Consider the following 26,130-nt stretch of genomic DNA (forward strand, 5'->3'; position numbering starts at 1 on the left):
CCGCGCATGAACTTTCGCCCCCGCACCAAGGAAGAGCCGGAGATCAACCTGATCCCCTTCATCGATGTGCTGCTGGTGATCCTCATCTTTCTGATGCTCTCGACCACCTACAGCAAGTTCACCGAGCTGCAGCTCACCTTGCCCATCGCCAATGCAGAGCAGTTGCGCGACCGCCCCAAGGAAATCATTGTGGCCGTGGCGGCTGATGGCCGCTATGCCGTCAACAAGACCGCTCTGGAAGGCAAGACCGTGGCCGATATGGCAGCCGCCCTGCGCAGTGCTGCCACTGCCGGCAAGGACAGCGTGATCATCATCAGCGCCGACGCCATGGCGCCCCACCAGGCGGTCGTCTCTGTGATGGAGGCCGCACGCCGTGTGGGCCTGAACCAGGTCACCTTTGCCACCCAATCGGCGGCAGGCAAATAAACGGCGCTGCAGGTCTTCAGCAACGAAGCCCTGCAGTGCTAGCATGCAGCCTGCATGACTGCCCCCCCGCCACACGCATCCCAGCCCCTGTCCAGCCGCCCCCTCTCTGCCCGCATCACCGATGCTTGGCAGCGCAAGGGACTGCTGGCTTGCGCACTGCTGCCACTCTCATGGATCCATGCCGGCCTGGGCGGCCTGCGCCGCAGCCTCTACCGGGCGGGCGTGCTCAAAAGCTGGCATGCGCCCGTGCCGACCGTGGTGGTGGGCAATGTGATCGCAGGCGGCTCGGGCAAGACGCCCGTCACCATTGAGTTGGTGCAGGCCTTGCAGGCCAGGGGCTGGCGGCCGGCCGTCATCTCGCGCGGTTATGGGCGAACCACCTCGGGCAACCCTGCTGCACTGGAAGTGACCGCGCTCAGCGATCCGCGCGAGGTGGGCGATGAACCCCTGCTGATTGCCAGCCGCACCACTGTTCCTGTTTTTGTAGCAAAAAAACGTGCAGATGCAGCGCAGGCAGCACTTTCGGCACATAAAGATATTGATGTACTCATCTGCGACGATGGTCTGCAGCACCTGGCTCTGGCGCGAGATCTGGAGATTGCCGTGTTCAACCGCCAGGGCGTGGGCAACGGCTGGCAACTGCCGGCCGGCCCGCTGCGCGAGCCCTGGCCGCGCCCGCTCGATATCGCCCTGTATGCAGGCGCCCCCCCCGCCAATCTGTTGCGCAGCGGTGCTGCAGCCTGGCCTGTAGAGCGCCAGTTGGCCGATTTCGCCATTGCCAAGGACGGCCGCCACATTCCCCTGGCCAGCCTGCGCGGGCGCCGCATCCACGCAGTGGCCGCCATTGCCTACCCACAGGAGTTCTTTGCCATGCTTCATGCGGCCGGACTGCCGCAGGCGCGCAGCGACGCCCTGCCCGACCATGCCGACCTGACCGATCCCCAACTGCTGACCCGGCTGGGGCTGGCAGATTCCGCAGCAGCCGGTGCAGCACCTACAATGGAGGAGCCCGTGTTGCTGTGCACCGAAAAGGACGCAGGCAAGCTGTGGCACATCGCGCCGCAGGCCCTGGCTGTGCCACTGCAGGTGGCGATTGCTCCCGCCTTTGCCCAGCACGTGCATGAGCGCCTGCTGACCTTGCCAACCGCTCCGCACACACCCCAACCACAGAAGGATTGATTGCCGTTATGGACCCGAAACTGCTCGAACTGCTGGTGTGCCCGGTTACCAAAGGCCCCCTGCGCTACGACCGCGAACGCCAGGAGCTGGTATCGCGCAGCGCCCGCCTGGCCTACCCGGTGCACGACGGCATTCCCGTGATGCTGGAGGTGGAAGCCCGCCCGCTGACCGACGATGAGATCGATGCCATCGCAGCAACCCCTGGCGAAAGCGCCTGACCCGCGTTCACCGCCCCTGGTAAGCAGGCACTTGCCACTGCTGCTTCATAGGCCAATCAACGGCCTGCACCCATGCGGGAGCGTGGCTCCGGAAAATCCCTAATACACAGTTTCTTTCAGTTGGTCACAATTCGTTGACATTTTCGTGACACATCCAACCGCCCACTGATGGCGGGATGGCTTTTTCACCGACAGCGAATTGCCATGCAAACCCTCATCCTGAAAAAGACCGACAAGGGCCTTGAGGCGCTACGGGCACGCGACCCAGCCCTGCCTCCGCGCATGCGTACAGCTTTCATCCTGTTCGATGGCAACAAAAGCGTCGAACAGGTCATTGAGCTGCTCCCCGGCAACACGGGCCGCCTGCAACTGCTGGAAGATATCAAGCTGCTGATCCAACAGGGCCTGCTGGAACTGCTGCGCCCGGCCCAGGCGGGTGAAGTGGGCGGCTGGCTCAACCATCCATCCGAAACACCCGGTGCCGCCCATGAGCCCGTTGCCCCGGCCTCTGCGGCCCCTCCGCCCTCCTTGGCTGAAGAGCGCCAGCAGGCAGCACGCCACACCATTGCACCGGCACAGGTCAGCGACCCGACAGACCGCTACATGAAAGCCTATCCAGTCGCCAGCCAGTTGGTGAGCGAGCTCGGGCTCAAGGGTTTCCGCCTGCAACTGGCCCTGGAAAAAGCCCAGGGTTATGAAGGGCTGGTGGCTTTGCTGCCGCGCCTGCGCGAGGCCATCGAGGCCAAAAAGCTGCGCGCGGTCGAAAAAATCCTGCTGGCACCCGATGCCGTGAGCGTGCCCGCGAGCAATGCGCCCACGCCGGCAATCATTCCCTGATAGGAGCGCTGCCTCCGTCGCTACAATGGCCTTTCGCCTCTGGGTTGCATCCGTCGGGTGCAACCCTTTTTGTTTTGCTCCTCTCCAACCCGGCACACCATGGCAACCGTCTCCACACCTGCGCCTTTCACCGTTCTGATTCCCTCGCGCATGGCGTCATCGCGCCTGCCCGGCAAGCCTCTGGCTGATATTGGCGGTCTGCCCATGGTGGTGCGGGTGGCCCAGCGCGCGCAGCAAAGCAATGCCCAGCGCGTGGTGGTGGCCGCCGACGATGCACGCATTCTGGAAGCCTGCAAGGAACATGGCGTGCAGGCCGTGCCCACATCCGCAGACCACCCCAGTGGCAGCGACCGGCTGGCCGAAGCCTGCCAACGGCTCGGCCTCACGGGGGACGACATCGTCGTCAACGTGCAGGGCGACGAGCCATTGATCGCACCCGGACTGATCGATGCCGTCGCACAGCTGCTGACCGACCGCCCCGAAGCCAGCATGGGCACCGTGGCCCACCCCGTGGCGGATCTGGAATCGCTGCTCAACCCCAACGTGGTCAAAGTGGTGCTGGATGCCAAGGGCCTTGCAGCCTATTTCAGCCGGGCGCCCATCCCCTGGGGGCGCGAGCACGTCAATGCCAGCTGGTGGAAGAACCCCAATGCCACCGGTACACCCGGCTTCTCCCCGCTGCACCATATGGGCCTGTACAGCTACCGTGCCAGTTTCCTGCAACTCTTTCCCACGCTGGCCCAGGCGCCGACCGAGCAGATCGAAGCGCTGGAACAATTGCGCGCCCTCTGGCACGGCTACCGCATTGCCGTGCACACCACGCAGGGGCAGCCCGGAGCAGGTGTCGACACCCCCGAAGACCTGGTGCGCGTACGCCAGTTCTTTGCCTCCCAGATGTGATCGGGCGCAAGCCCCTGCGGACAGCCCGCAGCACCAGACACCCCGGATGCAAGCGCCTCGTAAGCAAGACGGTGCATGCTGAGAACCCGTTTCAAGGCAGGGTAACATTGCACATTCGGAGACACTACATTAGCTTGCATTTTGGTGACAATCCCCTGATGCGTGATATGCTCAAGCCCAGTTTTTTTGTGTAAAAGCGGGCTTGGCGGCCCGCTTTTGCCGTGCAAGTTTTCTAATTTCCAAGGACCGTCATGAAACTGATTCTGTTGGGAGCGCCCGGGGCCGGCAAAGGCACGCAAGCCGCGTTCATCTGCCAAAAATACGGTATTCCCCAAATCTCCACCGGCGACATGCTGCGTGCCGCCGTCAAGGCCGGCACCCCGCTGGGCGTGCAAGCCAAGGCGGTGATGGATGCAGGTCAACTGGTCAGCGACGAGTTGATCATCAACTTGGTCAAGGACCGCATCGCCCAGCCCGACTGCGCCAACGGTTTTCTGTTTGACGGCTTTCCCCGCACCATTCCCCAGGCAGATGCCATGAAGGCGGCCGGTGTCAAGCTCGACTATGTGCTGGAGATCGATGTACCGTTCGATGCCATCATCGAACGCATGAGCGGCCGCCGCAGCCACCCTGCATCGGGCCGCACCTACCACACCAAGTTCAACCCTCCCAAGGTGGCTGGCAAGGACGATGTGACCGGCGAAGACCTGGTGCAGCGCGACGACGACAAGGAAGAAACCGTCAAGAAGCGCCTCGATGTCTACAGCAACCAGACCCGCCCGCTGGTCGATTACTACAGCAACTGGGCCCAGCAGGACCCAGCCGCCGCTCCCAAATACCGCGCCATCAGCGGCCTGGGCAGCGTCGAGGAAATCACCCAGCGCGCCATTGCCGCATTGGAAAACTGATTTCATGCCGCCAGCGATGCGAAACGTGGCGCCATAGATTTTTAAGCCCGCAGCATCCATGCGATAAGCGCAAGCTACTATCTTTTTGATAGTGGCTTTTTTGATTGCCCTGTGTGATTGCAGCTACGCTGCGGTCTGCTACTGGCTCCGACGCCGCCCGGTTTGCATTGCTATCTGTTTCAATAATTCCGGTAAATCTGGGCAGAAATGCTGCCTGCCCCATTCAATTCACATAACAAGGACGCAATGGCATGAAGTGGATCGTCACAGCCTTTCTGGCATTGGTGTTTGCGGTGCTGTCATTCAATGCCTTCATCGGCAACAAACTCGGCACGCACAGCGGCAATCGCATCATTGGCCTGCTCTCCGAAATCTACGGCTGGTTGATGACCACCATTGGCGGTATTCCGACAGGTGTTCTTTTTGCAGCCTGCGCCGTGGGCATCGTGGTAGCAGCCGCACGCGATGGGCGTTCCACTTCTCAAGCGGAGTAAATGCCACCTCGGGGATGGCAGGGCAGTTTTGGCCTGCCCATGCCTATTGTTCATTACCGCGCTGCAAATCATCAGCAAGCAAATCGAAAGCCGCACGCTTGGCTCTGAATCCGCCGTTGCTTTGCATGGGCGCCTGGTCAAGAGCGCTTAGTCAGGAGTCCCTGGCTGTCTAGCCATGGGCATTTAACCGGGCCACGCCTTCTCCGAAGCTTGTCCCACCTGTCTGCATCTGCACTTCGTTTGGCGCAGCCCGTGCCTCGTTTTCGTGGCACATCCGCTTTCTGGCAGGCTTGGTGAACAGTTTTGAGCGCCTTTCAAAAAGCGCTTGCCAAAATAAAACTACCGGTGCTTGCAATACAAGCACCGGTAGCTATTTCAGTTCTGAACTGGGTTCAGATCGCTTTCAGTTACACCTGACGGCGGCGCCAGGCTCCCAGCAGACCCAGGCCCAAGCCCATGATCAGCAGCGCAGGCAGACCCAAGGCAGGCACACCCGTGATCACGCCACCAGCCACGGAGGAGGTAACCTTACCGCTACAGCGTGCAGCCGCTGGGCAGAGGCTATCGCCACCGCCGGTAGCCGTTGCCGTATTGGTCACAACCGCGCTGGCAGAGGCATCCACGGCCACAGCGATGGTGATGGCAGGTGCGCTGGCACCCGCTGCAATTGCTTGTGTGGTGGTGCAGGTCACCGTCTGGCCAGCAATGTTGCAAGTCCAGCCAGTGCCCGTGGCAGAGGTAGGCACGATGCCGTTAGGCATTGCATCAGTGACCGTGACGGTGCCCTCGGTGGAAGCCACCTTGGCCAAGTTGGCCAGTGCCAGCGTGTAAGTGCCGGTACCGCCTACAGCCAGTGGGCTGGCAGTCTTGGTGAGAGCCAACTCAGGCATTACACCACCAGTAATAGTGGAAACGTCCAAGCCGGTGCAGGCAGGGTCAGCCGGGCAGTTACCGCCACCACCGCTCGCCGTAGCACGGTTGGTCACGTTTGCACGGGCTGTCGGGCCCACATTCACAGCAATGGTAATGGCCGGCGCGCTCGCACCTGCGGCAATGATTGCCGTAGTAGTACAGGTCACGGTCTGGCCTGCAATGGAGCAAGTCCAGCCAGCACCCGTGACAGAGGTAGGCACCAGGCCAACAGGCATTTCATCGGTAACGGTGATCGTGCCATTGGACGGAGCCACCGTAGCCCGGTTAGCCAAAGTCAGCGTGTAGGTACCTGTGCCACCCACAACCATGGGGCTGGGGCTTGAGGCCTTGGTCAACGCGAGCGAAGGCAGTGCACCTCCATCAACAGTAGAGAGATCCGTGCCAGTGCAGCGGGCAGCCGCCGGGCAGTTGTCATCTCCACCACCAGTCACTGTGGCGTTGTTGGTCACAACTGCGCTGGCAGTCGGGCCTACATTCACAGCAATGGTAATGGCCGGTGCGCTCGCTCCTGCCGCAATGACTTGCGTGGTGGTACAAGTCACAGTCTGGCCTGCAATGTTGCAAGCCCAGCCGGTGCCGGTCGCAGAGGTTGGCAGCAAGCCCGTAGGCATTGCATCTGTGACCGTGATCGTGCCACTGGTGGATGCCACCGTAGCCTGATTGGCCAAAGTCAGCGTGTAGGTACCCGTACCACCCACAACCATGGGCCTGGGGCTCGAAGTCTTGGTGAGCGCCAATTCAGGCAACAAACCGCCAGTCACACGGTGGGTAGACAAGCCAGTGCAGCGGGTAGCAGCCGGGCAGCCGTCGTCACCGCCACCCGTGGCAGTTGCCGAGTTGGTGACAGTTGCGCTGGCCGTGGGGCCCACGCTCACCGCAATGCTGATGGCCGGAGCAGTAGCCCCTGCAGCGATGACTGCCGTAGAGGTACAGGTCACCCCCTGGCCTGCAATGGTGCAAGTCCAGCCCGTGCCAGTGGCAGCGGTTGGCACAATACCGGCAGGCAGAGTGTCCACGATCGTAATCGTGCCATTGGTGTCAGCCGCCGTAGCCGTGTTTGCCAACGACAGCGTGTAGGTACCCGTACCACCCACAGTCATGGGGCTGGGGCTAGCGGTCTTGGTCAGCGTCAGCTCAGGCAGCAAACCGCCAGTCACACGGTGGGTGGTTGGGCCTTCACAGTTAACATCAGCCGGGCAATTGCCACCACCGCCACTGGCTATGGCGCGGTTCGTCACGGTTGCGCTGGCCGTGGGGCCCACGTTCACTGCAATGGCAATGGTCGGAGCAGTCGCGCCTGCGGCAATGACTGCCGTCGTGGTACAGGTCACATCCTGACCAGTAATGGAGCAAGTCCAGCCCGTGCCAGTGGCAGAGGTTGGCACAAGACCGACAGGCAGCGTGTCCGTGATCGTGATGGTGCCGCTGGTGGAAGCCACCGAAGCCCGGTTGGCCAGCGACAGCGTGTAGGTACCCGTACCGCCCACAGCCATGGGGACGGGGCTTGCATTCTTGGTCAGCACCAGTGAAGGCGCAGGATTACCGCCGGTCACAAGGTGGGTGGTCGGACCTTCGCAGCCTGGATCAGCCGGGCAGTTGCTGCCACCACCGCTGGCTGTAGCACGGTTCGTCACGGTTTCGCTGGCCGTGGGGCCCACGGTCACAGTGATGGCAATACTCGGTGCGCTCGCACCTGCAGCGACAACTTGCGTGGTGGTACAGGTCACAGTCTGGCCTGCAATGGTGCAGGTCCAACCCGTGCCTGCGGCAGCGGTTGGCACAATACCGGTCGGCAATGTATCTGTAATCGTAATGGTGCCATTGGTAGGGGTTGTCGAAGCTACGTTGGCCAGTGCCAGCGTATAAGTGCCCGTGCCACCCACAGCCATGGGGCTGGGGCTTGCTGTCTTGGTCAGCAGCAATGAAGGCGCTGGAGTGCCGCCAGTCACACCGTGGGTGGTTATACCTGTGCAGGTAGGGCCAACCGGGCAACTGCTGCCACCACCGCTGGCCGTGGCACGGTTCGTCACGGTTTCGCCGGCGGTAGAGCCCACGCTCACAGCAATGGCAATGTTCGGTGCACTCGCACCTGCAGCAATGACAGCCGTGGAGGAGCAGGTGACAACCTGACCCACAATATTGCAAGTCCAGCCCGCGCCAGTGGCGGTGGTTGGCACAATACCGATAGGCAGGGTGTCCACGATCGTGATCAGGCCACTGGTAGCCGCCACAGCAGCCGTGTTGGCCAGGGCCAGCGTGTAGGTGCCTGTACCACCCACAGCCATGGGGCTGGGGCTCGCGGTTTTGGTGAGTGTCAGCTCAGGTTTTGGAAGGCCTGTGATTGTAATAGTGCTAGAGCCATTGCAACGGGCAGTTGCGGGGCAAGTAGAGTCGCCACCACCATTGACAGTCGCGGTATTGGTAACGCTCGCGCTAGCGGTAGGCTGCACGGTCACCGCAATATTGATAGCCGGTGCGCTTGCACCTGCAGCAATAACTGCCGTGGAGGTACAGGTGACGGTTTGGCTTGCGATATTGCAAGTCCATCCCGTGCCAGTCGCAGCAGTTGGCAGCATGCCGGTGGGCAGCGTATCGGTTACCGTGATGGTGCCGCTGGTAGGTACCAGGGTCGATTGGTTGGCAAGCGCCAATGTGTAGGTACCGTTACTACCCACAGCCATGGAGCTGGCGCTGGCGGTCTTGGTGAGCGCCAACTCAGGCATTGCACCGCCACCGGTCACATTGTGCGTTACCGTGCCTGTGCACCGGGTAGCCCCCGGGCAAACCGTGTCGCCGCCGCCAGTGGCTGTGGCCGTGTTGGTAACGGTTGCGCCCACGGTAGGGGCCACATTTACCGCAATACTGATAGGCGGCGCACTGGCACCGCCAGCGATGGACAGCACATAGGTGCAAGTGACAGTTTGACCGGCAATTGAGCACGCCCAGCTTGTGCCAGTAGCAGCGGTAGGCGTCATGCCAGCAGGCAGCGTATCAGTGATAGTGATAGCACCGCTGGTAGGCGCCGGCAGAGACTGGTTGCCCACTGTCAGCGTATAGGTACCTGTGCCGCCTGCCGTCATAGGCGAGGCAGCCTTGGCGACCACCAACTCAGGCGGTACAACCGGCAGACTTGTAAAATTTAACGCAACGAATGCAGGGTCGCTGCGCCCAGACAGATTCTGGCGGAAGCGGGTAATCTGCCCGGCATTGGCAGCCGTGATACCCAGGTCTGCAAAGTCGAAGGCAAGCATGCGAATGTCGCGCACGCCATTGAGGGTGAAGTGCTCGGTCCCCGATGTCTCATAAAACGCCCATTGCTGCTCCCCTACCGGCAGGACGGTGCTAAAAGCCGCAGTAACCGGAGTACCAACTGGATTACCCGCCGCATCATAAAAGCCAAATGTGTCGCTCAACCCTGGCAACCCCATCTGCGTGACCAGAATGTCAGGAATGCCGTCGCCAATGAATGCAGGGTTGATTGCCGCACCGTTGACCGCCACTCTCGGGTCGTTGCCAGGAAGATCCGGTATATTGAAGATGCCGGTTGCCAACTCCAAGCCTTTGCTGCCATCATCCAGGTAATATGACCAGGGATAGCCGGAGTTCGCTGGCACCTCGCCGCCAGGATAGGCTGCAGCTTGATCTACACCGCCCCAATTGCTACCAATGCCAATATAGGTAGTGGCGTCCGATGCGGTCAGACCAGCCATGCTCAACGCACGGAAGTCTTGTGGCGTAAATGTTACGCCATTGGCCGTGAGGGCAGCATTGTTTATGCCAGTCCCATAGGTGACGCCATTTACCGTAAAACCCAACAGCAGATTGCTGCCATCGGGCTGTATGGGGTTGAGGGCCAAATCGGACGAAGCCCAATACCCGCCGTAGCTACCGTATACGCCCGTTACCGACGCTGCCTGCGCCTGCGGCGCCAGCCCGGCCAAGCCCAGCAGCCAAGCGGCGCAGGCAGTGGCCCAAGCGGCGCGGTGGGGCGCTCGTTTTGATGAAAGCGGTAATTGCATTACTCCTCCTTGAATCGAGAATCGAATCAATCTATCAACGCCATTTGAAGGCTGTTGAACTTGCAAATCCTTGCTTCCGCATACCAACAAGGCTTGCCCTGATTTACCAGTAATCGATTCTCACAGATTCTTCATCTACAACATGCAAAAACCAAGATGCCTTCAACACTCAAATAATGGCGCTTCCATTACTCATGTATATTTTTATAAAAAAGTAAAATTAAAAATTAGTATACATTGTGTGGATTTTAAAAAATCCAAACGAAAAACAAATCAACTTCCCCTTTTTTGAAAATATAAAAATCAATATCTTCCAAATACTTGCATACTTTCAACGCTATAAATCTTCAATTACCCCGGTAAAATTTTCACAACACCGATCCATCATTCATTAAAATTTTTATCGATGTAGAATATTTTTTAAATTAATAATATTAGAAAATTGATATAGGAAGTTTATTAATAAGAAATCACCGCGAGGATTCGCTCAAAATACCAGCAAGGATTGCGGCGCTTGAAGCCATCGATTCACACGAATGCTGAATCCGCAATACATAAAGGCTGAAGGGAGTGAGAGGTTCAATTCATGGCCGATGACCACGTCTTTTTCGTCCTGCACGATCAGAGACGCCATCTGCTCTGGCCTTGAACGCGCCGCAGCAGTGAATGCAAACAACAGGCTACCGGCTATGCACTGCGCCTGATAGCTCGTCCTCCAAAATCGCTGAGGTGGAACGAAGAGCTTAAGGACACGCTCTTGAGGCGGGCAAACACATCGTTGGTGCAACGTTATGCGCGGGTGCGCCTGGTCTGCTGGGTAGGTACGCTAGCGCTTCGATGCCTACCCTCACCTCTCATAGACTTCCAGCGGCAACCCATCCGGGTCGCTGAAAAAGAAAAACCGCTTGCCTGTCACCTCGTCCAGACGAATCTCTTCGCACATCACACCTTGCGAAACCAGATAAGTGTGCGCAGCCTTCACCGCCTGCACGGCAATGGCGAGGTGGCGCAGGCCGCAGGCCTCGGGCCGGGACACGCGCGGTGGCGGCGATGGAAACGAGAACAGCTCCAGCTGCCCGCCGCCGGGCACGGCAAGATCCAGCTTCCAGGAATCACGGGCAGCGCGGTATTCCTCGGCAATCACCGTGCAACCCAGGGTATGGGTATAGAACGCCTTGGAGCGGGCATAGTCCGATGCAATCAGGGCCACATGGTGCAGGCCGCTGGCCCCCAGAGGATTGCTGATATTTGCTGAAAATTGGCTTGCAGCGCCCAAAGAACAAGCGCCAACAGCTTCCTTTTTCATAGCAAACCCTATCAACGCAAAGCGCCCAGCAAGGCCAGTTGCAGGCTGACGCGTGCTTTGTAAGGGTTGAGTGCCACGGCAAGCTCTGCCCCCAGGTCGGCATGCACCGGCAGCCTGCCGCCGCTGATCACGCCTTCACTGCAACGGCTGCTGCGCCACACGGGCACGCCCTGGCTGCGGGCACGCGCCAGGGCCGGTTGCAACGCTTCGTGCACCGTGCCGTCCCCGGTGGTTGCCACCACCAGGCCTTGTACACCCTGCGCCAGCAGGGCATCCACAGCAGCAGCTCGCGCGCCTGCGTGGCTGGTGATGATTTCTACCCAAGGCCAGGCCTCTGGCGCAGGCAAGCTGGGCACAGCGAGAGATGCCTTGGCAGTCGTCAAGCCGCCGGGCACCTGACCGTCACGCAGGCGCACCCCCTCACTCCCCACCCAGCCGATAGCCCCCTGCTCACCCGATGAGAAGGCCATCAACCGGTGTGGATGCGCTTTTTGCAGCCATTGGGCGCTGTGCAACTCGCCGCCACCCGTGATGGCAACCACTTCTGTCAGCAAGGGCGCACCGGCGGCAGTGCGTGCGGCGGCGGCAAGCACTGCATCCTTGAGGTTTTGGGGGCCGTCCGGCATCAGGGCATTGGCCGGTCGCATGGCGCATGTCAGCACCACAGGCTTGGGCAGGCGCCCCAGACAACTGTGCAGAAACCATGCGGTTTCCTCCAACGTGTCCGTACCATGGGTGATGACGATGCCTGCCACGGCATCGTCGTGCAGTGCCTTGTCGCATGCATGCAACAGCGCCAGCCATACCGTGTCGTCCATGTCCTTGCTATCGATTTGCGCAAGCTGCTGCGCATCCAGGCTGCCACCAGCAGCCTTTTCAATGCCAGGGATCGCTGCCGCCAAGGCTCCGATGGAGAGCTGCGCCGCACGGTATTTACCAGGGTGCTCGGCATCTTCCGCCATACCTGCAATGGTTCCGCCAGTGCCCAGGATCAAAATTTTTTGCTGCAAGGCTTGCCTCTCCGAAAAAACTGGTTAAAAATACAGTTACTGGATTGATGTACAGGTGTTTGAATGCACAGCCCACCGGCAGTGCACCTGGCACCACAGATCACACGGAGATCTTATGCGAGACCACCCCAAACTGACCGCGCGCCAACAAGAAATTCTGGACCTGATCCAGACCGCCATCTCGCGCACCGGTGCTCCCCCTACCCGTGCCGAAATCGCCAGCAAACTGGGCTTCAAATCCGCCAACTCGGCAGAAGACCATTTGAAGGCCCTGGCCCGCAAGGGAGTGATCGAACTGGTCAGCGGTACCTCGCGCGGCATCCGCCTCAACAATGACACGGTGCGCTCCATCAATGCGGCGCGCGGCACGCGGTTTTCTTCGCCGCTGGCCGGCCTCTCCGCAGGGGTTTCCAGCATGGCAGCGAGTGTGGGCCGCATCGTGCAGGAGCTGGCGCCACTGTCGCTACCCCTGATTGGCCGGGTCTCGGCAGGCTCGCCCATTCTGGCGCAGGAGCATGTCGACCAGACCTACAGCGTGGAAGGCAGCCTGTTCCAACAACAGCCCGATTACCTGCTCAAGGTGCGCGGCATGTCCATGCGTGATGCAGGCATCATGGATGGCGACCTGCTCGCTGTCAAATCCACACGCGAAGCGCGAAACGGCCAGATCATCGTGGCCCGGCTGGGAGACGATGTCACCGTCAAGCGCCTGCAGCGCACCAAGGACGGGATCGAGTTGCTGGCTGAAAACCCCGACTACCTGCCCATCGTCGTGCAGCCCGGCGAGCCTTTCGAGATTGAAGGCATCGCCGTTGGCTTGATACGCAACACGATGCTGATGTAGACAGCACGTCTGCCGTAAAAATGTGACCCAGCTTCAGGTAGCGGGCGCCGTGGGAACCATCTCACTGCCCTGAGGTCGGCGTCTGCCATGAGCAATCCTGCTGTCGTTCCCGTACACAAGGAGTCCCTATGCTCGTCGCTGCAGCATTGCGCGCCCTCGCGCCCTTTTCTCTCGTCGCTGGCTCGCCCATCTTCCACATGGTCAGCCGCACCCTGTCCACTCTGCCAGTGCGCCGTGGTCGCAAGGCCCACCGTGGTGCAGCCAATGATGGCCAGCATGCAGCCCAGGTGCACTGCTTTCTGTCTGCATCGTCTGCCGCCCAGCGCAGCACCACAGGACAGATGAGCCTGCTGGACGCCCCGGACGACAAACCTGTCGCTCCGGTGCAAGGCCCTGTTGATCGCCCTATTGACCGTATCCGCCTGCCGCGCAAACCCGCCAGCCGTCGCCGCACCCAGACAACCGCAGAGGCCGCCAGCGATATCTTTCTGTCGGTGCAACGCTGCAGCGCCCAGGCCGCCAATGATGCCTCCATCAAACGCTACTGGGCCAAGCCTGCCAGCCTGCAGCGCGAGCGTGGCATGCGCTGGGCGATGACCGGCTCTATGGCTGATATCTGCGCAGAATTGGAGCGACTGGAACGGCTGGAGCGCCAGCACTGCTGAGAGGCGTTGCACAGCACCCAGGAGCCTGCCAAACGCAGACCAACCGCGACACGAAAAGCCTGCTGGCGGAGTTGCGTTCGCTTGCGCTGCATGGCGTGCGGCCACCCCGCACATGAAGCCGGTTTCGAAATTGCTGCATAACCGGCTCTGCGGCCAGGCCACAAGCTCTGGCTGCACGCCGTTCAGTCGCTCTATACCCAAGAATGTAGACGGCAGCGCAGATGGCCGCATTGAGCGGCCATCTGTTTGCTATTCCTGCTTAATTTGCTGTGCCCGGTATTGCGTATTGCATTTGCCGGGCTGCTTCAACCCTTGAAATCCGGCTTGCGCTTTTCCAGAAAGGCGCTGACCGCTTCGCGGTGATCTGCGGTCTGGTGGGCCAGCGCCTGGTAGGCGGCCGACAGCTCCAGAATGGATGCCAGGCTTTGGTGCATGCCTTCGCGCATGAGCTTTTTCGTCATGCGGGTGACCTGCGGCGGGTTGGCGGCAATTTCCTCCGCCAGCGCGCGGGCAGCAGGCATCAGTTCGTCATGCGGTACCACCTGTGACACCAGTCCCCATTGCAGCGCGGTAGCAGCGTCGATCATGCGGCCGGTCAGCGACAACTCGGCTGCACGCGACATGCCGATCACGCGCGGCAGCAGCCAGGCGCCACCGTCGCCCGGAATGATGCCCACCTTCACAAAGCTCTCGGCAAACTTGGCCTTGTCCGACGCCACACGCAGGTCGCACATGCAGGTCAGATCAAGGCCCGCGCCCACAGCAGGGCCGTTCACGGCGGCAATCGTCGGCACCTCCAGATTGAACAGCGCCAGCGGCAGGCGCTGGATGCCCTGGCGGTAGTCCTCGCGGATGCGCATACCGTCCACGTCGCCAAACGACTGCTCCTGCATGGTCTTGATATCACCACCAGACGAGAATGCCGGGCCCTCGCCCGTCAGGATCACGGCACGCACCGTGCTGTCGGCACGGATTTTCTCGATGGCGGCGAGAAACTCCTCCACCGCCGTGTTACCGGTCAGCGGGTTGCGGCGCTCGGGTTGGCACATGGTCAGGGTGACCACATGGCCGGATTGTTCGTACTTCAAGAATGCGCTCATGGCTTGCTCCTCATGCATCGTTTGCCAGCAAGCATACGGGCAAAGCCACTGTTGCATTACATATCAGCTGAGAGCAATTTGATATTGGACGCGACTGACAAAACGACCTAGTGTGGTTGCAGGTGCAGTAGCCGCTGCGGCCTTCACCACCAAAAGAGCAGACCACTGCCAGCGCTACATCATGCATAGCAGACAGGAGACAAACATCGTGCCCAACAACCATTTTCGGAGCCGTTTGCGGCGCCATTTTCTGCACCGCGCTTTCTGCTTTGCGGCAGGCGCTGCCATTGCCGCAACGGCGCTGCACAGCCAGGCCGCCGATGCCCCGCTGCGCTGGGTGGTGCCCTACCCCGCTGGCGGCGCTGCCGACCAGATTGCCCGCATTGTGGCCCAGGACGTGGGGCAGGCCAGCGGCCAGGCTATCGTCATCGAAAACAAGGGTGGCGCCGCAGGCATGATTGCTGCAGAAACCGTACTGCGCGCCCCCGCCGATGGCCAGACGTTTTTCGTCGGATCGAACGCCCCACTCGTCATCAACAGCGCCATCTACGCCAAGATGAACTACGACCCCGCCAAGGATTTTGTGCCGGTAGCGGGCCTGGGCAAGGCGCCACTGCTGCTCGTCACCCGCAAGGATCTGGGTGTGCAGGACGCCAAGGGTTTGATCGCCAGGGCCCAGCAGGCGCAAAAGGAGGGAAAGACGCTCACGATGGGATCGGCCAGCAGCGGCAACATCACCCATCTGGCAGGCGAATTTGCCAGCGACCGCATGGGCTTCAAGGTAACGCATGTGCCGTTTGCGGGCAGCGCCCCGGCCATCACCAGCATGATGGGCGGCAATGTGGACATCATGTTCGACGCCCTACCCTCGTCGATGCAGCAGGCCATCAGCGGCCGCATTGTGCCGCTGGCGGTGCTGGATAACCAGCGGTTTCCGCAGATACCGAATGTGCCCACACTGGCCGAGCTGGGCTTTGCGGGCACCGAGGCAAGTGCCTGGTTCGGCCTGGTGGCACGCCAGGGCACACCGCAGGCCGCCATCGACCGGATGAACCAGGCTGTCAACCAGTCGCTCGCCAAGCCCGATGTGCAGGAGAAGCTGCGTCGCATAGGTGCCCAGCCGATTGCCGGAAGCGCCACAGAATGGGGCCAGTTCATCACCGCCGAGCGCGAGCGCTGGATTCCCGTTGCCAAGCGCCTCGACATCAAGGCGGAATGAGCCTGCACACCGCAGCCGTTTTTTCTCTCCAAGCCACGCCATGACATCCTTGACCCTCACCATGCACGGCAGTACTGCCGTGCTGACCATGAACCGCCCCGAAGCCCGCAATGCGCTTGACCAGAGCATGCGCGAAGAGTTCACCCGCCTCGTACCCCAGATCCGTGACGACCGCGCCATCAAGGCCGTGGTGCTGACCGGCGCAGGTGGCCATTTCTGCGCGGGTGGCGATATCAAGAGCATGCAGGCCACGGTGGCTGGCAAGCAGGATGTGTTTGACAGCCGCAACCGCATGCTGGGCCTGCACCGCTGGTTTGACGAGCTGCTCGATCTGGAAAAACCGGTCATCACCGCCGTGCAGGGCAGCGCCTTTGGTGCGGGCCTGTCGCTGGCCCTGGCAGGCGATTTCGTGCTGGCTGCGCCCAGCGCCAAGTTCTGCTGCGTATTTGCCAAGATCGGTTTCGTGCCGGACCTGGGCGCCATGCATCTGCTGCCGCGCCTGGTGGGCTTGCAGACCGCCAAGGAACTGGCCTTTACCGCCCGCGTGGTGGGTGCCGAAGAGGCGCGGCAACTGGGCATGGCCTACCGGGTGACGAGCGAGGATGTGCTGGCCGATGCCATTGCCTTTGCGGAGCGCTTTGCCAGTGCACCTACCGAAGCCATTGGCTACACCAAGCGCGTGATGAACCATGCCTTTGAAAGCCAGCGCGCCGAGGTGTTCCAGCAGGAGGCGCTGGCCCAGACACTGTGCCGCGAAAGCGCCTTTCACCAGGAGGCCATCCAGCGCTTTGTCAGCAAACAGCCCGCGCTGTACCAGTGGCAGGATTGAGCCTCAATCACTATGAAAACAATAGCTACTGGCGTTTGACAGATAAGCACCAGCAGCCTTTTTTCTATCGAGCTCAGTATTTCACGTTCACGATGGTTGCCTGCATCAGCGCCACCACCTTGGGAGCGGCGTCGATGTCTGCGGTGTAGGCGAGCAATTCGCCGGTGCACACGGTCAGCAGCTTGCCAGCGTTCTGCACCTTGCCCACCGCCACAAAGTGCTCGCCAATGGCCGGGCGCAGCAGATTGATCTTGAATTCGGCGGTGACCACCTCGTACCCCGCAGGCGCCTTGGTGAGCGCCGCGTAGCCAGCGGCGCTGTCAACCACACTGGTCACGGCACCCGCATGCAAGAAACCGTGCTGCTGCGACAGGGCCTTGCTATAGGGCAACGCAATCTGCACCTCCCCATCGCTCACCTGCCGAAGACTGGCCCCCAGGGTGTGCATCAGCCCCTGGGCATGAAAACTGGCGGCAACGCGGTCAAACATTTCGCTCATGGAAGTCGGTCCGAAGGAATGAGAGGGCCAATCTACCATGCGCTACCACGCAGACGGCAACACCGCGTCGTGCACATGACAAGGCACGGGCCATGCCGGCGCCAGCTTTGCCGCTATGCTTGCGCCATGGCTGCTCCGCAATTGCTCATCGTCTACCACACCCTCACCCAGGGCACGCTCCAGATGGCGCAGGCCGCGTGCGACGGCGCTCTGGCAGAAGGCGGCGTGGATGTGCGCCTGCTGCACGCGCAGGCCACCCAGCCCTCCGATGTGCTGGCCGCCAATGCCTATGTGTTTGCCACGCCGGAGAATCTGGCAGCGATGAGCGGCATGATGAAGGATTTCTTTGACCGCTGTTACTACCCGGTGCTCGATCGCATCAATGGCCGTGCCTATGCAAGCCTGGTGTGCGCGGGCAGCGATGGCCACGGCGCCGCGCGCCAGATCGAGCGCATCGCCACAGGCTGGCGGCTCAAGCCGGTGGCCGAGCCGTTGGTCATCTGTACCCATGCACAGACGCCCGAAGCGATATTGGCCACCAAGCACATTCCCGATACCGATCTGCAGCGCTGCCGCGAACTCGGCGCAGCACTGGCGGCAGGCCTGGCGCTTGGCGTTTTCTGAACCGGCTTCTATATTTTCCATAGCAGCCTGCGCACATCCATCCAGCGCTACAGGCAGTTTCCGCTCAGATTCACAGCAGGCTGGGGCCGATCCAGAGCCCACTGCGCAAGCGCGCGGGCGGACTGGGCGCCCAGACCTGGCCGCTCACTTCCCAGCTGTCCTCCTGCACATTGAGACCTGCAAACACGCCGTAGCCATCGCCTGCGCAGATGGCGTCACCTGCGGCCAGGCTCTCCCCGGCCTTGATGGCGCCACTGGCGTGGATGTGTTCGCCCGCACGAATACCCCAGCCGGCATCAATATGCGACACCCCTTCAATCGCGCCGCCCACTGCAATACCATGACCCGCGCGCAGAGGGCCCGCCCCGGTCAGATGCCCGCCCACCCGCAGGTTTTTCTCGCAATGGAGGCTGCCCTTTGCAATCACATCCTGCCCGACCATGGCCGAGCCGCGCACGCTGATCGCACCATGCGCCACCAGATCCCAGGCCACGCGCAGATCGCCGCCGACAGTCACGCCCTGCTGCACATCCACGCCCCAATCGGTGCGCAGATGGCCGCCGCACTGCAGCCTGCCCCCCGCAAAGATGTTGGCACCCGCACGGATGTCCTCACCCACCACCAGATCGCGGCCACAGCGCACGCCTCCCCCCGCCTGCAGGGATCGGCCTACGTGCACCGCACCATCCACCTCCACGCCACCACGCACCTGCACGCTACCGGCAAACACGATGGCATCGGCCTCCAGCCGGTCCAGTTGCAGCACGGCATTGGTGGGGCCAAAATTGTTCAACAGCCATAGCGCATCGTCCACGCGGCCAGCGGCCACCAGGGTGTCCAGCGCCTTCTGGTAACTCACGCCATCTTCGATGTTGCGCACGAACCAGCGAAAACCCATTGCACAAGGGCTCTTGGAGCGTAGAAACTGCTTGGTAAATTCCATGGTTTGGTCCATGACGGTCTTCCCCTTCCGTGTGACGGCGCAGCGCGTGGTCACGAGCTTGTTCCATGGCCGGGCGCCTGGCAGGCGAGCAGCCGCGATCGCGCGGGATAGAAGCCCGGCGATACTGCGTTTGCGCAAATGAGTGTGGGGTTATCGCCGGGCGGGGGAATGTGCGACGGGCTTGTAATTCATCCCGCGCAGCACGGCGCCTCCAGGCAGGGCAACTGGCGCGTGCAGGCAGTGCGTGGAGGCAGAAGACAACATGCGGCGCATGGTAGCAGCCAGCCAGAGCGCCAGCAAATGCCCGCAGCCATGTCGCACGATGCAGCGTGGTCTTTGGCCAGACAGGTTCTGCCCTCGTCCGCCCTGTTTTCGCCTGGGACTGCAGACAGCCTGCATGACTAAACGATCAACAGCTCAACAGACAAGGCAGGTACGATACAGGCCAACGTCCGTCCTCCTATTCCTATACCGCCCCCTATGATTTACATCATTCTCAAAACGCTTCACCTGCTCGCCCTCATCGTCTGGCTGGGTGGCATGGCATTCGCCCATTTCTTTCTTCGGCCTGCAGCAGCGCAGTTGCCGCCGCCCCAGCGCCTGCCGCTGATGCGCGATGTGCTGCAGCGCTTTTTTGCCGCCGTTCTGATTGCCATCGTGCTGATTCTGGTCAGCGGTCTGGGCATGATTGGGCTGGTGCACCAGATGGCCGCACAGGCTGGCGCCAAGGCACCCATGCCGGTATCGTGGATTGTGATGGCGGTGCTGGGACTTGTGATGATGGCGGTGTTCGGCCATATCCGATTTGCACTGTTCAAGCGGCTCAACGCCGCCGTGGACGCCAAGGACTGGCCGGCTGGAGGCAAGGCCATGGACCAGATCCGCAAATGGGTGGCCTTGAACCTCGCCCTCGGCACTGTGATTGTGGTGACTTTACGACTCCCTTTTTGAGAGCCTTTTCATACGCTGTAGGTGCAGTCCCAGCCCGGATTGCGGCAAATACTGATGGGCAAGCCGTTCCTGATAGGTGACAGTAGGCATTGCAGCCTATTCTCTCAGGAGGCCCTATGACACCGATGCTCACCATGCCAAGCCGCCCCTTGCTTGCCAAGCCGGGCGAAAAAAGTCTGCGTTACACCAACAAAGACAATACGGACATCCGCAAGACCTTCGAGAAGGCAAGGCGTGTGCTGGCACAGCAGCACAGCAAGCATTGAAGGCGCTGGCGCCCCTCGTCCTGCAAAAGCCTGACCTCTTTGCCTGTCCCCCTACGCCGCGCCCTCTTGCGCGGCGTTTTTCCGGGCGCGCCTCCACTGCAAAAATCATTGATTCAAGCTTTGGGCGCTTGGCTGGTCTGCGCAGACCGCTATCAAAATAGGATCTACACCGCAGAAAGCGGTACCCATGAAAAAGCCACCCGAAGGTGGCTTGCGCTCTGCCGAAATGGGCGATGGACGTCAGATCAGTAGATCCAGGGCACGCCGTAGTAATCGTGCACCTTGCGGCCGTATTCATCAGAGTAGTCCTGCGTCGTCTCTCGCCCATAACGCGGCGCGCCTTCCAGTTGCTCGCGCGTCAAGGTCACCACATAGCCACCCAGGTCGGTGTCGTACTTCAGGGTTTCCCAGGGCAGTGGGTAGACATCGGTGCCCATGCCCAGAAAACCACCAAACTCCATGACGGCGTAGCGAACCTTGCCTGAAAGCTTGTCAAGCACCAGAGACTCAATCGAGCCCAGCTTTTCTCCATTGGGATTGAACACGTTCGTGCCATGAACCTTGTCCGAAGAGATGACGCTGGATGCGGTGTGAACGGTATCCATGTTGTCCTCCTTTTTGGGAAGCGTTGAACAAAAGACAAAGCATTGCGGGCCTTGCGGCCGCTGCAGTCAAAACCATTGCTTTGCCCTGGTATCCATGCTACGTGCCTGTGTGGCACGGCGGGGTAGTCGAGCCTGTTGCACACGGGTAGGACATGCCGCGCAACGGTCAAGACCTGCTACACAAACATACGTTTCCAAACAGGCGACTGGAATCGAGCGGCGCTGCTCCAGCCGCTCTTTCGCTAGAGAATTTTCCGCTCGCCCACCACAAACGCGGTGATTTGGGACAGAAAGGTCTTTGCATGCGCCATCGTCTTCCTGCCCGCTTGGGAGTTGAATGCTGCTTCGAGCGTTGCCGCGTCCTTGAACCATAGCTCGACGATACCGTCCATGGGCAATTCGTCGTAACTGCAGGGCAGCCCTTTCACGCGCTCCCGACCCACGATGACGTTCTGGCGATAGGCGCTCACACCGGCCATGCGCCGTACCAGTTCGCCATGGATCGTCCACTCCCGGCGAAAGTCTTCCTCGCTCACCGAGGGCAAGCGGGTGATGATCGACATTCGTTTCAACAATGCCGAGCGATCCTGTTGCGCAGGTATCGCGATGACCACGGTTGGCTCGGCGGTGACGATGTGCAGACCATCCAGAAAGTACTGCTCGTCCTGGAGGAGTTCGGCTGCGAGAGCGCTGCCATCGAATGCCTGCGCAGACTGACTGGCGTCGTCAAATCGAAGCTGCGAAATGCCGTCCAGCTCCCACGGTCCTCTGTCGAATTCAATGCCGCGTTGCAGCCTGTCGAGAACCAGGTTCTGCCAGTACTCCCGCAACTGCGGCGCCCGCCGGGCCAAGGAGCCATGGCTGGCATGCCAATAGGCGTCGAAATCCTCCAACGTCCAATCTGCCTTCTTGCGGATCAATCCCATACGCACGGTCATGGATGGCCTCCTTTCGTCAAATGGGTGGTGTGGTCATTGAGTGGCTTGCGCACGCGCCTTCTCAAGCCCGGGGGCGCGCTTGGCCAGCCACACGCCGTGGCGAACGGGCCAGCGCTGAAAGCCCGGGTCCACGCCCAGCGCAACTGCGGCGTGGTGCGCCCAGTACGGATCGAACAAAGCTTCCCGGCCCAGGGCGATGAGGTCTGCCTTGCCCTCCTGGAGCACCGCCTCAGCCTGGTTCGCGTCCACGATCATGCCAACCGCCTGGGTGCGTACTGCAGCCTCTTGCCGGATGCGCTCGGAAAACGGCACCTGAAATCCCAATCCGCGCGGAACGGGTAGCGCCTTTGTCTCTTCGGTCAGGCCACCAGAAGAGCAATCGATGACATCCACACCCAGTTGCGCCAGCGCACGGGACAACACCACCGAATCATCCAGGCTCCATCCTTCGGCGCTGCCATCTACAACGGAAAGCCTGCAAAACAGGGGCTTGCCAGCCGGCCAGACCTCGCGCACCCGCGCTGCAAGCTGCAAGGCCAGCCGCATGCGGCCATCGCGACTTCCTCCCCATTCATCGCTACGCAGGTTCGAGTTCGGAGACAGGAAACTCGCCACCAGATAACCATGGCCAAGGTGCAGTTCCACCACGTCGAACCCGGCCCTGTCGGCACGCCTGGTGGCCTCGACAAAGCGCACGATCGTGTCTTCAATGTCCTGCGCACTCATGGCTTGCGGGCTGGACCAGCCAGGCCCTGCAGCCAATGCGCTGGGCCCCAACCGCCGCCACGGTTCGGCGTCGCTGGCCATCTCTGCCTCGCTGAGCGCTGCCCCGCCCTCCCACAGCGGCTGGCTGCCCGCCTTGCGCCCGGCATGGGCCAACTGCACGCCTGCGGCGGCTCCGTTGGCGTGGATGAAATCCACCACGGCCTTGAGCGGCTCAATCTGGTCATCGTTCCACAGGCCCAGGTCAGCAGTGCCGATACGGCCGCGCGGGTCGACCGCCGTGCTTTCGGTGAGAATGAGGCCCGCACCCCCGAGGGCAAACTTCCCCAGGTGAACCAGGTGCCAGGGTGTGGCGCACCCCCGCTGCGCGGCGTGCTGGCACATGGGAGAAATCACGATACGGTTCTTGAGTTCAAGCGATCGCAGTCTGAGCGGCTGGAAAAGCAAAGGAAGCGTAGAGGTCATCTTGAGAATCAGAACTCCTGGGTTTCAGGCAATGTCGGCCCGTGTCGGTACCCCGTACAGGCATGTTGGCGCCATGGCAGCGCGGAGGGCTCACTGCAGGTTCATGGAGGGCCTTGCCGCTGAAGCAGCATGGCAAACACGGCACCCACCATGAAAAGGCCTGCTCCGCAGACCGCAAATACCGCAGATGCACCCAGGTGGTCTACGACCCAGGCCGCCCCAAAAATCCCGGCAGACTGTCCGAGAAAGAGGCTGCAGGCAAAAAGCGAGACTGCCGTGCCACGGGCTGCTGGCACCATCTGTGTGGCATTGGCCTGCAATGTGTTGTGCAGTGCATAGAACCCAAAGCCGGCCAGCAGGCAGGCAGGAGGTATGAAGCTCCAATGGGGAGCCAGCGCCATGGCGGCGAATGCCACGCCGATGCAGATGCCTCCGGCTCTTGCCAGCTCCGGCTCGCGCCAGCGCGCAAGCATTCTTTTTGCCGCACGGCTGTACACCAGGCCGCCAACACCATACAGGGCCACCAGCCCGCCAGCCACAGGCATCGACAGCCCGAAGCGCAAATGGAGGTCACTAGGAATGAATGCCAGCGCGCTGAATGCAAACGCTCCCTCCAGCGCGGTCACCAGGAGAACCACCCTGGCCCAGGGGTTGCGCAGCACCGATTGGAATCCTTCCACCAGCCCCGCTGGAGTGCTTTGCACCCTCGGTTGCGCCGCCGCAAGCTGCCGGGTCAGGAACATGCCAGCACAGCAAAAAAGCAAAGCCAGTACCCAGAACGCAGAACGCCAGCCCCATGCGTGTGCAAGAGCGCCGCCCACCCACTGTCCACTGATCATGCCGAACACGGTAGCGCCCAGCAGTTGTGCCAGCACAGCCTGACGGCCCTGGTAAGGCACTGTATCGCCGATCCAGGCCATGGCCAATGGAATGATTCCGGCAGCGGCACCGCCTGACAGCACACGTGCGGCAACCAGCCACTCCATGCTCGGCGCCATGGCCGCCAGAACGCTTCCAACGGTGCAGGCCAGGGTCGCCAGTCCGATAACCCGGGTTTTTCCAAAACGATCGCCCAAGGGGCCATAAAGAAGCTGAAGCACCCCGTAAGCCAGGGCGAATGCGGAAATCGCACCCGCAGCCCGACCCTGCGTCACGGAAAAATCCTGGGCAAACGCGGGCAGCATGGCATCACAGATACGCATGGAAGCCATGCTGGTGAACGCGCAACTTCCCACAAGCCAGAACTGGGCAGGCCTTTGGGGTAGCACAGCCGATTGCGGCTTCTGCACGGACATTTCGCTGGCGGAACGGGTAAAGAGCGATCGGGCCGGGCTTCAGCCTTCCAGCGTCTTCCACATCTCAATGTCACGCTCGGCAGTCCAGATGCGCGGATCCGCGTACTGGGTGGCCTCGTCATAGCAGCGGGTCACGTCGAACGGCATGCAGTGGTCAAAGATGACCCAGTGCCCATACCTGGGCCGCAGCGCCGCATAGGTCTCCTTGTAGACAGCATTCAAGTCCTTGCCAGCGGCCACACCTTTTTGCACGCTCAGGTACACATCGGCAATGAAATCGCGGGTCTCGCTCAGCCCTCTGCTCACGTCTTCGGGGGTCGTGAGTGCTGCACCACGGCCAGGCACAAGCGTCTTGGGTTTAAGTGCCGCGAGATTCTCCAGCGTCCGGGGCCAGTCCTTGAAGTAAGCATCCCCCGCATAAGGTGTGGCGCCGAATTCCACCAAGTCGCCCGAGAGCAATGCGCCCTCTCCCGGCAGCCAGACAATGGTGTCTCCCTTGGTGTGGCCACGGCCCAGTTGCAGCAGCTGGACTTCGAGCTTGCCAAGCCATAGCGTCATCTTGCCGGTGAAGGTCATGGTCGGCCAGGTCATTCCGGGAGGCACGGTCTCGACATTGCTGAAGAGCCGGGGAAAGCGGCCGATTTCACTGGCCTTGTCCTGTTCGCCACGCTCCACGATCAGGTCATAGGTGTCCTGGCTGGCGATGATTTCCTGCGGCTGGTAGGCACTCGCCCCCAGTACGCGCACGGCGTGGTAGTGCGTCAGCACCACGTACTTGATCGGCTTGTCGGTCACCTCCCGGATGCGCCGGATCACATCGGCTGCCATCGCTGGAGTGGCCTGCGTATCGGCAACCAGCACTGCGTCGTCACCGATGATGATGCCGGTATTGGGGTCTCCTTCTGCCGTGTAGGCCCAGGCATGTTCGGAGATCTGGCTGAAAGTGACTTTTTTCTCTTCCAGGTCAGCCTGGCTGGCGAATTTCTTGGTCTGGGTCATGGAGATCTCCTTGGAATGGTTCGATAGGTTGAAAAGAAGTATTCAGAGCCGTTAACACAACCCAGCAAATCGCAGATTTGCGGTTGAGACGAGGCGCCGGGCCGCGTCAGGCCGGGCCGCGCTAGGCGAAGCCGCAGGCAGTACAGACGTACGACAAGGCTGGGCGCCCCCGGTTAGGCGCCCCCGACGAAGCAACGACATATCAAGGGTTGTGTTTGCGGCTCTCAGTGCGCCCCCAGGTAGGCTGCCTTGACCTTGGGATCATTCAGCAGTTCCCTTCCCGTGCCTTCCAGGGTGATCAGCCCTGTCTCCAGCACATAGGCGCGGTCGGCCACGCCAAGGGCCTGCTTGGCCATCTGCTCCACCAGCAGAATGGTCAGGCCCGAATGGCGCAGTTGCCGGATGGCATCAAAGATGTCCTTGATGATCAGAGGAGCAAGCCCCAGAGAGGGCTCGTCGAGCAGCAGCAGTTTCGGCTCGCTCATGAGCGCACGGGCAATGGCCAGCATCTGCTGCTCTCCTCCGGACAGGGTGCCCGAGAGCTGGTGCTGCCTCTCCCGCAAGCGGGGGAAGCGGTTGAACTCCCGCTCCATGGCGTCTTCAATGGCGCGCGGCGCTCCTCGCCGCGAATAGGCCCCCAGCATGAGGTTCTCGCGCACCGTCTGGTCTGCAAACACGCCGCGCCCTTCGGGAGACATGGCAACGCCAAGGCCGACACGCTGGTGAGGGGCGACCTGGCTGCAGTCCTTGCCGCCAATAACGATCTTCCCATCCTTGAGTGGCTCCAGCCCGGCGATGCTCTTGAGCAAAGTGCTCTTTCCTGCGCCATTGGCGCCGATGATGGTCACCACCTCGCCGGCACGGACTTCAAGATCTACGCCTTTGACGGCCTCAATGGCGCCGTAGGACACCTTCACGGAATCAAGTTTCAGCAT

Annotated in this window: 27 protein-coding genes; 14 read left to right on the top strand and 13 right to left on the bottom strand. The window is 61.2% G+C overall.

Going from position 1 to position 26,130, the window contains the following annotated elements; genetic code table 11:
* Nucleotides 1-6 precede the first annotated feature (6 nt).
* The 7 genes from LAD35_RS13460 (at nucleotide 7) to LAD35_RS13490 (ending at nucleotide 4,962) form a co-directional block, all read left to right on the top strand.
* The gene (locus tag LAD35_RS13460; RefSeq protein ID WP_224149547.1) at nucleotides 7-426 is read left to right on the top strand and encodes an ExbD/TolR family protein; all 420 of its coding nucleotides are present in this window, start codon (nucleotides 7-9) and stop codon (nucleotides 424-426) included.
* A 54-nt stretch (nucleotides 427-480) separates the two neighbouring features.
* Nucleotides 481-1,605 (top strand): tetraacyldisaccharide 4'-kinase, encoded by a 1,125-nt coding sequence (lpxK, locus tag LAD35_RS13465; protein ID WP_224149548.1) that lies wholly within the window; start codon nucleotides 481-483, stop codon nucleotides 1,603-1,605.
* Between the two features lie 8 nt (nucleotides 1,606-1,613).
* Nucleotides 1,614-1,823: a Trm112 family protein gene (locus LAD35_RS13470; RefSeq protein WP_224149549.1), complete on the top strand. Its 210-nt coding sequence runs from the start codon at nucleotides 1,614-1,616 to the stop codon at nucleotides 1,821-1,823.
* Nucleotides 1,824-2,027: 204 nt separating this feature from the next.
* Nucleotides 2,028-2,660, top strand: a complete 633-nt coding sequence (locus tag LAD35_RS13475; protein ID WP_224149550.1) for a hypothetical protein — start codon at nucleotides 2,028-2,030, stop codon at nucleotides 2,658-2,660.
* 99 nt (nucleotides 2,661-2,759) lie between these two features.
* Nucleotides 2,760-3,560 (top strand): 3-deoxy-manno-octulosonate cytidylyltransferase, encoded by an 801-nt coding sequence (gene kdsB / locus LAD35_RS13480; protein ID WP_224149551.1) that lies wholly within the window; start codon nucleotides 2,760-2,762, stop codon nucleotides 3,558-3,560.
* Nucleotides 3,561-3,811: 251 nt separating this feature from the next.
* The gene (adk, locus tag LAD35_RS13485) at nucleotides 3,812-4,468 is read left to right on the top strand and encodes an adenylate kinase (RefSeq protein WP_224149552.1); all 657 of its coding nucleotides are present in this window, start codon (nucleotides 3,812-3,814) and stop codon (nucleotides 4,466-4,468) included.
* Between the two features lie 251 nt (nucleotides 4,469-4,719).
* Complete coding sequence (locus LAD35_RS13490; RefSeq protein WP_224149553.1) at nucleotides 4,720-4,962, top strand: hypothetical protein; 243 nt, start codon at nucleotides 4,720-4,722, stop codon at nucleotides 4,960-4,962.
* Nucleotides 4,963-5,369: 407 nt separating this feature from the next.
* Here the strand turns inward: LAD35_RS13490 and LAD35_RS13495 are convergent, their stop codons facing one another.
* From LAD35_RS13495 to LAD35_RS13510, 4 genes are all read right to left on the bottom strand, one after another.
* Entirely contained in the window at nucleotides 5,370-9,914 is a 4,545-nt protein-coding gene (locus LAD35_RS13495; RefSeq protein ID WP_224149554.1) for a beta strand repeat-containing protein, read from the bottom strand.
* A gap of 487 nt (nucleotides 9,915-10,401) precedes the next feature.
* A complete protein-coding gene (locus tag LAD35_RS13500) occupies nucleotides 10,402-10,590 on the bottom strand; it encodes a hypothetical protein (protein WP_224149555.1) in 189 nt (62 codons plus the stop codon).
* Between the two features lie 171 nt (nucleotides 10,591-10,761).
* The gene (gene gloA2 / locus LAD35_RS13505; protein ID WP_317986706.1) at nucleotides 10,762-11,220 is read right to left on the bottom strand and encodes an SMU1112c/YaeR family gloxylase I-like metalloprotein; all 459 of its coding nucleotides are present in this window, start codon (nucleotides 11,218-11,220) and stop codon (nucleotides 10,762-10,764) included.
* Between the two features lie 11 nt (nucleotides 11,221-11,231).
* On the bottom strand, nucleotides 11,232-12,230 hold the full coding sequence (locus LAD35_RS13510; protein WP_224149556.1) for an asparaginase: 999 nt from the start codon (nucleotides 12,228-12,230) through the stop codon (nucleotides 11,232-11,234).
* Between the two features lie 115 nt (nucleotides 12,231-12,345).
* On the opposite strand from LAD35_RS13510, the gene lexA reads away from it, so the two are divergent.
* Nucleotides 12,346-13,074 carry a transcriptional repressor LexA gene (gene lexA / locus LAD35_RS13515; RefSeq protein ID WP_224149557.1) on the top strand — a complete coding sequence of 243 codons (729 nt, stop codon included), beginning with the start codon at nucleotides 12,346-12,348 and terminating at the stop codon, nucleotides 13,072-13,074.
* 128 nt (nucleotides 13,075-13,202) lie between these two features.
* The gene (locus LAD35_RS13520) at nucleotides 13,203-13,739 is read left to right on the top strand and encodes a hypothetical protein (protein ID WP_224149558.1); all 537 of its coding nucleotides are present in this window, start codon (nucleotides 13,203-13,205) and stop codon (nucleotides 13,737-13,739) included.
* Between the two features lie 305 nt (nucleotides 13,740-14,044).
* Here the strand turns inward: LAD35_RS13520 and LAD35_RS13525 are convergent, their stop codons facing one another.
* Nucleotides 14,045-14,839, bottom strand: coding sequence for a crotonase/enoyl-CoA hydratase family protein (locus tag LAD35_RS13525; RefSeq protein ID WP_184707755.1), 795 nt, complete (start codon nucleotides 14,837-14,839; stop codon nucleotides 14,045-14,047).
* 235 nt (nucleotides 14,840-15,074) lie between these two features.
* On the opposite strand from LAD35_RS13525, the gene LAD35_RS13530 reads away from it, so the two are divergent.
* Nucleotides 15,075-16,058, top strand: a complete 984-nt coding sequence (locus tag LAD35_RS13530) for a Bug family tripartite tricarboxylate transporter substrate binding protein (RefSeq protein ID WP_377780445.1) — start codon at nucleotides 15,075-15,077, stop codon at nucleotides 16,056-16,058.
* 40 nt (nucleotides 16,059-16,098) lie between these two features.
* Entirely contained in the window at nucleotides 16,099-16,887 is a 789-nt protein-coding gene (locus LAD35_RS13535; RefSeq protein ID WP_224149559.1) for an enoyl-CoA hydratase/isomerase family protein, read from the top strand.
* Between the two features lie 73 nt (nucleotides 16,888-16,960).
* Here LAD35_RS13535 and LAD35_RS13540 read toward each other — a convergent pair whose 3' ends face one another.
* A complete protein-coding gene (locus LAD35_RS13540) occupies nucleotides 16,961-17,386 on the bottom strand; it encodes a PaaI family thioesterase (protein ID WP_224149560.1) in 426 nt (141 codons plus the stop codon).
* A gap of 126 nt (nucleotides 17,387-17,512) precedes the next feature.
* On the opposite strand from LAD35_RS13540, the gene LAD35_RS13545 reads away from it, so the two are divergent.
* The gene (locus LAD35_RS13545; protein WP_224149561.1) at nucleotides 17,513-18,010 is read left to right on the top strand and encodes a flavodoxin family protein; all 498 of its coding nucleotides are present in this window, start codon (nucleotides 17,513-17,515) and stop codon (nucleotides 18,008-18,010) included.
* 70 nt (nucleotides 18,011-18,080) lie between these two features.
* Here the strand turns inward: LAD35_RS13545 and LAD35_RS13550 are convergent, their stop codons facing one another.
* Nucleotides 18,081-18,953, bottom strand: coding sequence for a FapA family protein (locus LAD35_RS13550; protein ID WP_224149562.1), 873 nt, complete (start codon nucleotides 18,951-18,953; stop codon nucleotides 18,081-18,083).
* A 480-nt stretch (nucleotides 18,954-19,433) separates the two neighbouring features.
* Here LAD35_RS13550 and LAD35_RS13555 point away from each other — a divergent pair, with 480 nt between their 5' ends.
* Both LAD35_RS13555 and LAD35_RS13560 read left to right on the top strand, forming a co-directional pair.
* The gene (locus tag LAD35_RS13555; protein WP_224149563.1) at nucleotides 19,434-19,904 is read left to right on the top strand and encodes a CopD family protein; all 471 of its coding nucleotides are present in this window, start codon (nucleotides 19,434-19,436) and stop codon (nucleotides 19,902-19,904) included.
* 116 nt (nucleotides 19,905-20,020) lie between these two features.
* Nucleotides 20,021-20,170, top strand: a complete 150-nt coding sequence (locus LAD35_RS13560) for a hypothetical protein (protein ID WP_224149564.1) — start codon at nucleotides 20,021-20,023, stop codon at nucleotides 20,168-20,170.
* Nucleotides 20,171-20,415: 245 nt separating this feature from the next.
* On the opposite strand, the gene LAD35_RS13565 is transcribed toward LAD35_RS13560, so the two are convergent.
* From LAD35_RS13565 to LAD35_RS13590, 6 genes are all read right to left on the bottom strand, one after another.
* Nucleotides 20,416-20,775, bottom strand: coding sequence for a PRC-barrel domain-containing protein (locus LAD35_RS13565; protein WP_224149565.1), 360 nt, complete (start codon nucleotides 20,773-20,775; stop codon nucleotides 20,416-20,418).
* Nucleotides 20,776-21,017: 242 nt separating this feature from the next.
* Nucleotides 21,018-21,713: an EthD domain-containing protein gene (locus LAD35_RS13570; protein WP_224149566.1), complete on the bottom strand. Its 696-nt coding sequence runs from the start codon at nucleotides 21,711-21,713 to the stop codon at nucleotides 21,018-21,020.
* A gap of 33 nt (nucleotides 21,714-21,746) precedes the next feature.
* Nucleotides 21,747-22,901, bottom strand: a complete 1,155-nt coding sequence (locus LAD35_RS13575; RefSeq protein WP_224149567.1) for an NADH:flavin oxidoreductase/NADH oxidase — start codon at nucleotides 22,899-22,901, stop codon at nucleotides 21,747-21,749.
* A gap of 101 nt (nucleotides 22,902-23,002) precedes the next feature.
* On the bottom strand, nucleotides 23,003-24,196 hold the full coding sequence (locus tag LAD35_RS13580) for an MFS transporter (RefSeq protein ID WP_224149568.1): 1,194 nt from the start codon (nucleotides 24,194-24,196) through the stop codon (nucleotides 23,003-23,005).
* Nucleotides 24,197-24,235: 39 nt separating this feature from the next.
* Nucleotides 24,236-25,195: an MBL fold metallo-hydrolase gene (locus LAD35_RS13585; RefSeq protein WP_224149569.1), complete on the bottom strand. Its 960-nt coding sequence runs from the start codon at nucleotides 25,193-25,195 to the stop codon at nucleotides 24,236-24,238.
* 224 nt (nucleotides 25,196-25,419) lie between these two features.
* Nucleotides 25,420-26,130, bottom strand: a complete 711-nt coding sequence (locus LAD35_RS13590) for an ABC transporter ATP-binding protein (protein ID WP_224149570.1) — start codon at nucleotides 26,128-26,130, stop codon at nucleotides 25,420-25,422.

The sequence above is a fragment of the Comamonas odontotermitis genome (genome assembly GCF_020080045.1).
GTDB lineage: Bacteria > Pseudomonadota > Gammaproteobacteria > Burkholderiales > Burkholderiaceae_C > Comamonas > Comamonas odontotermitis.

Excerpts from the sequence above, each read along its gene's own strand:
- LAD35_RS13555 (WP_224149563.1), top strand. The coding sequence starts at position 19,434 with ATGATTTACATCATTCTCAAAACGCTTCACCTGCTCGCCCTCATCGTC.
- LAD35_RS13545 (WP_224149561.1), top strand. The coding sequence starts at position 17,513 with ATGGCTGCTCCGCAATTGCTCATCGTCTACCACACCCTCACCCAGGGC.
- LAD35_RS13570 (WP_224149566.1), bottom strand. The coding sequence starts at position 21,713 with ATGACCGTGCGTATGGGATTGATCCGCAAGAAGGCAGATTGGACGTTG.
- gloA2 (WP_317986706.1), bottom strand. The coding sequence starts at position 11,220 with ATGAAAAAGGAAGCTGTTGGCGCTTGTTCTTTGGGCGCTGCAAGCCAA.
- LAD35_RS13460 (WP_224149547.1), top strand. The coding sequence starts at position 7 with ATGAACTTTCGCCCCCGCACCAAGGAAGAGCCGGAGATCAACCTGATC.
- LAD35_RS13585 (WP_224149569.1), bottom strand. The coding sequence starts at position 25,195 with ATGACCCAGACCAAGAAATTCGCCAGCCAGGCTGACCTGGAAGAGAAA.
- LAD35_RS13475 (WP_224149550.1), top strand. The coding sequence starts at position 2,028 with ATGCAAACCCTCATCCTGAAAAAGACCGACAAGGGCCTTGAGGCGCTA.
- kdsB (WP_224149551.1), top strand. The coding sequence starts at position 2,760 with ATGGCAACCGTCTCCACACCTGCGCCTTTCACCGTTCTGATTCCCTCG.
- lpxK (WP_224149548.1), top strand. The coding sequence starts at position 481 with ATGACTGCCCCCCCGCCACACGCATCCCAGCCCCTGTCCAGCCGCCCC.
- LAD35_RS13550 (WP_224149562.1), bottom strand. The coding sequence starts at position 18,953 with ATGGAATTTACCAAGCAGTTTCTACGCTCCAAGAGCCCTTGTGCAATG.
- LAD35_RS13495 (WP_224149554.1), bottom strand. The coding sequence starts at position 9,914 with ATGCAATTACCGCTTTCATCAAAACGAGCGCCCCACCGCGCCGCTTGG.
- LAD35_RS13580 (WP_224149568.1), bottom strand. The coding sequence starts at position 24,196 with ATGTCCGTGCAGAAGCCGCAATCGGCTGTGCTACCCCAAAGGCCTGCC.
- LAD35_RS13535 (WP_224149559.1), top strand. The coding sequence starts at position 16,099 with ATGACATCCTTGACCCTCACCATGCACGGCAGTACTGCCGTGCTGACC.
- LAD35_RS13525 (WP_184707755.1), bottom strand. The coding sequence starts at position 14,839 with ATGAGCGCATTCTTGAAGTACGAACAATCCGGCCATGTGGTCACCCTG.
- LAD35_RS13540 (WP_224149560.1), bottom strand. The coding sequence starts at position 17,386 with ATGAGCGAAATGTTTGACCGCGTTGCCGCCAGTTTTCATGCCCAGGGG.
- LAD35_RS13575 (WP_224149567.1), bottom strand. The coding sequence starts at position 22,901 with ATGACCTCTACGCTTCCTTTGCTTTTCCAGCCGCTCAGACTGCGATCG.
- LAD35_RS13565 (WP_224149565.1), bottom strand. The coding sequence starts at position 20,775 with ATGGATACCGTTCACACCGCATCCAGCGTCATCTCTTCGGACAAGGTT.
- LAD35_RS13590 (WP_224149570.1), bottom strand. The coding sequence starts at position 26,130 with ATGCTGAAACTTGATTCCGTGAAGGTGTCCTACGGCGCCATTGAGGCC.
- LAD35_RS13560 (WP_224149564.1), top strand. The coding sequence starts at position 20,021 with ATGACACCGATGCTCACCATGCCAAGCCGCCCCTTGCTTGCCAAGCCG.
- adk (WP_224149552.1), top strand. The coding sequence starts at position 3,812 with ATGAAACTGATTCTGTTGGGAGCGCCCGGGGCCGGCAAAGGCACGCAA.
- LAD35_RS13490 (WP_224149553.1), top strand. The coding sequence starts at position 4,720 with ATGAAGTGGATCGTCACAGCCTTTCTGGCATTGGTGTTTGCGGTGCTG.
- lexA (WP_224149557.1), top strand. The coding sequence starts at position 12,346 with ATGCGAGACCACCCCAAACTGACCGCGCGCCAACAAGAAATTCTGGAC.
- LAD35_RS13470 (WP_224149549.1), top strand. The coding sequence starts at position 1,614 with ATGGACCCGAAACTGCTCGAACTGCTGGTGTGCCCGGTTACCAAAGGC.
- LAD35_RS13520 (WP_224149558.1), top strand. The coding sequence starts at position 13,203 with ATGCTCGTCGCTGCAGCATTGCGCGCCCTCGCGCCCTTTTCTCTCGTC.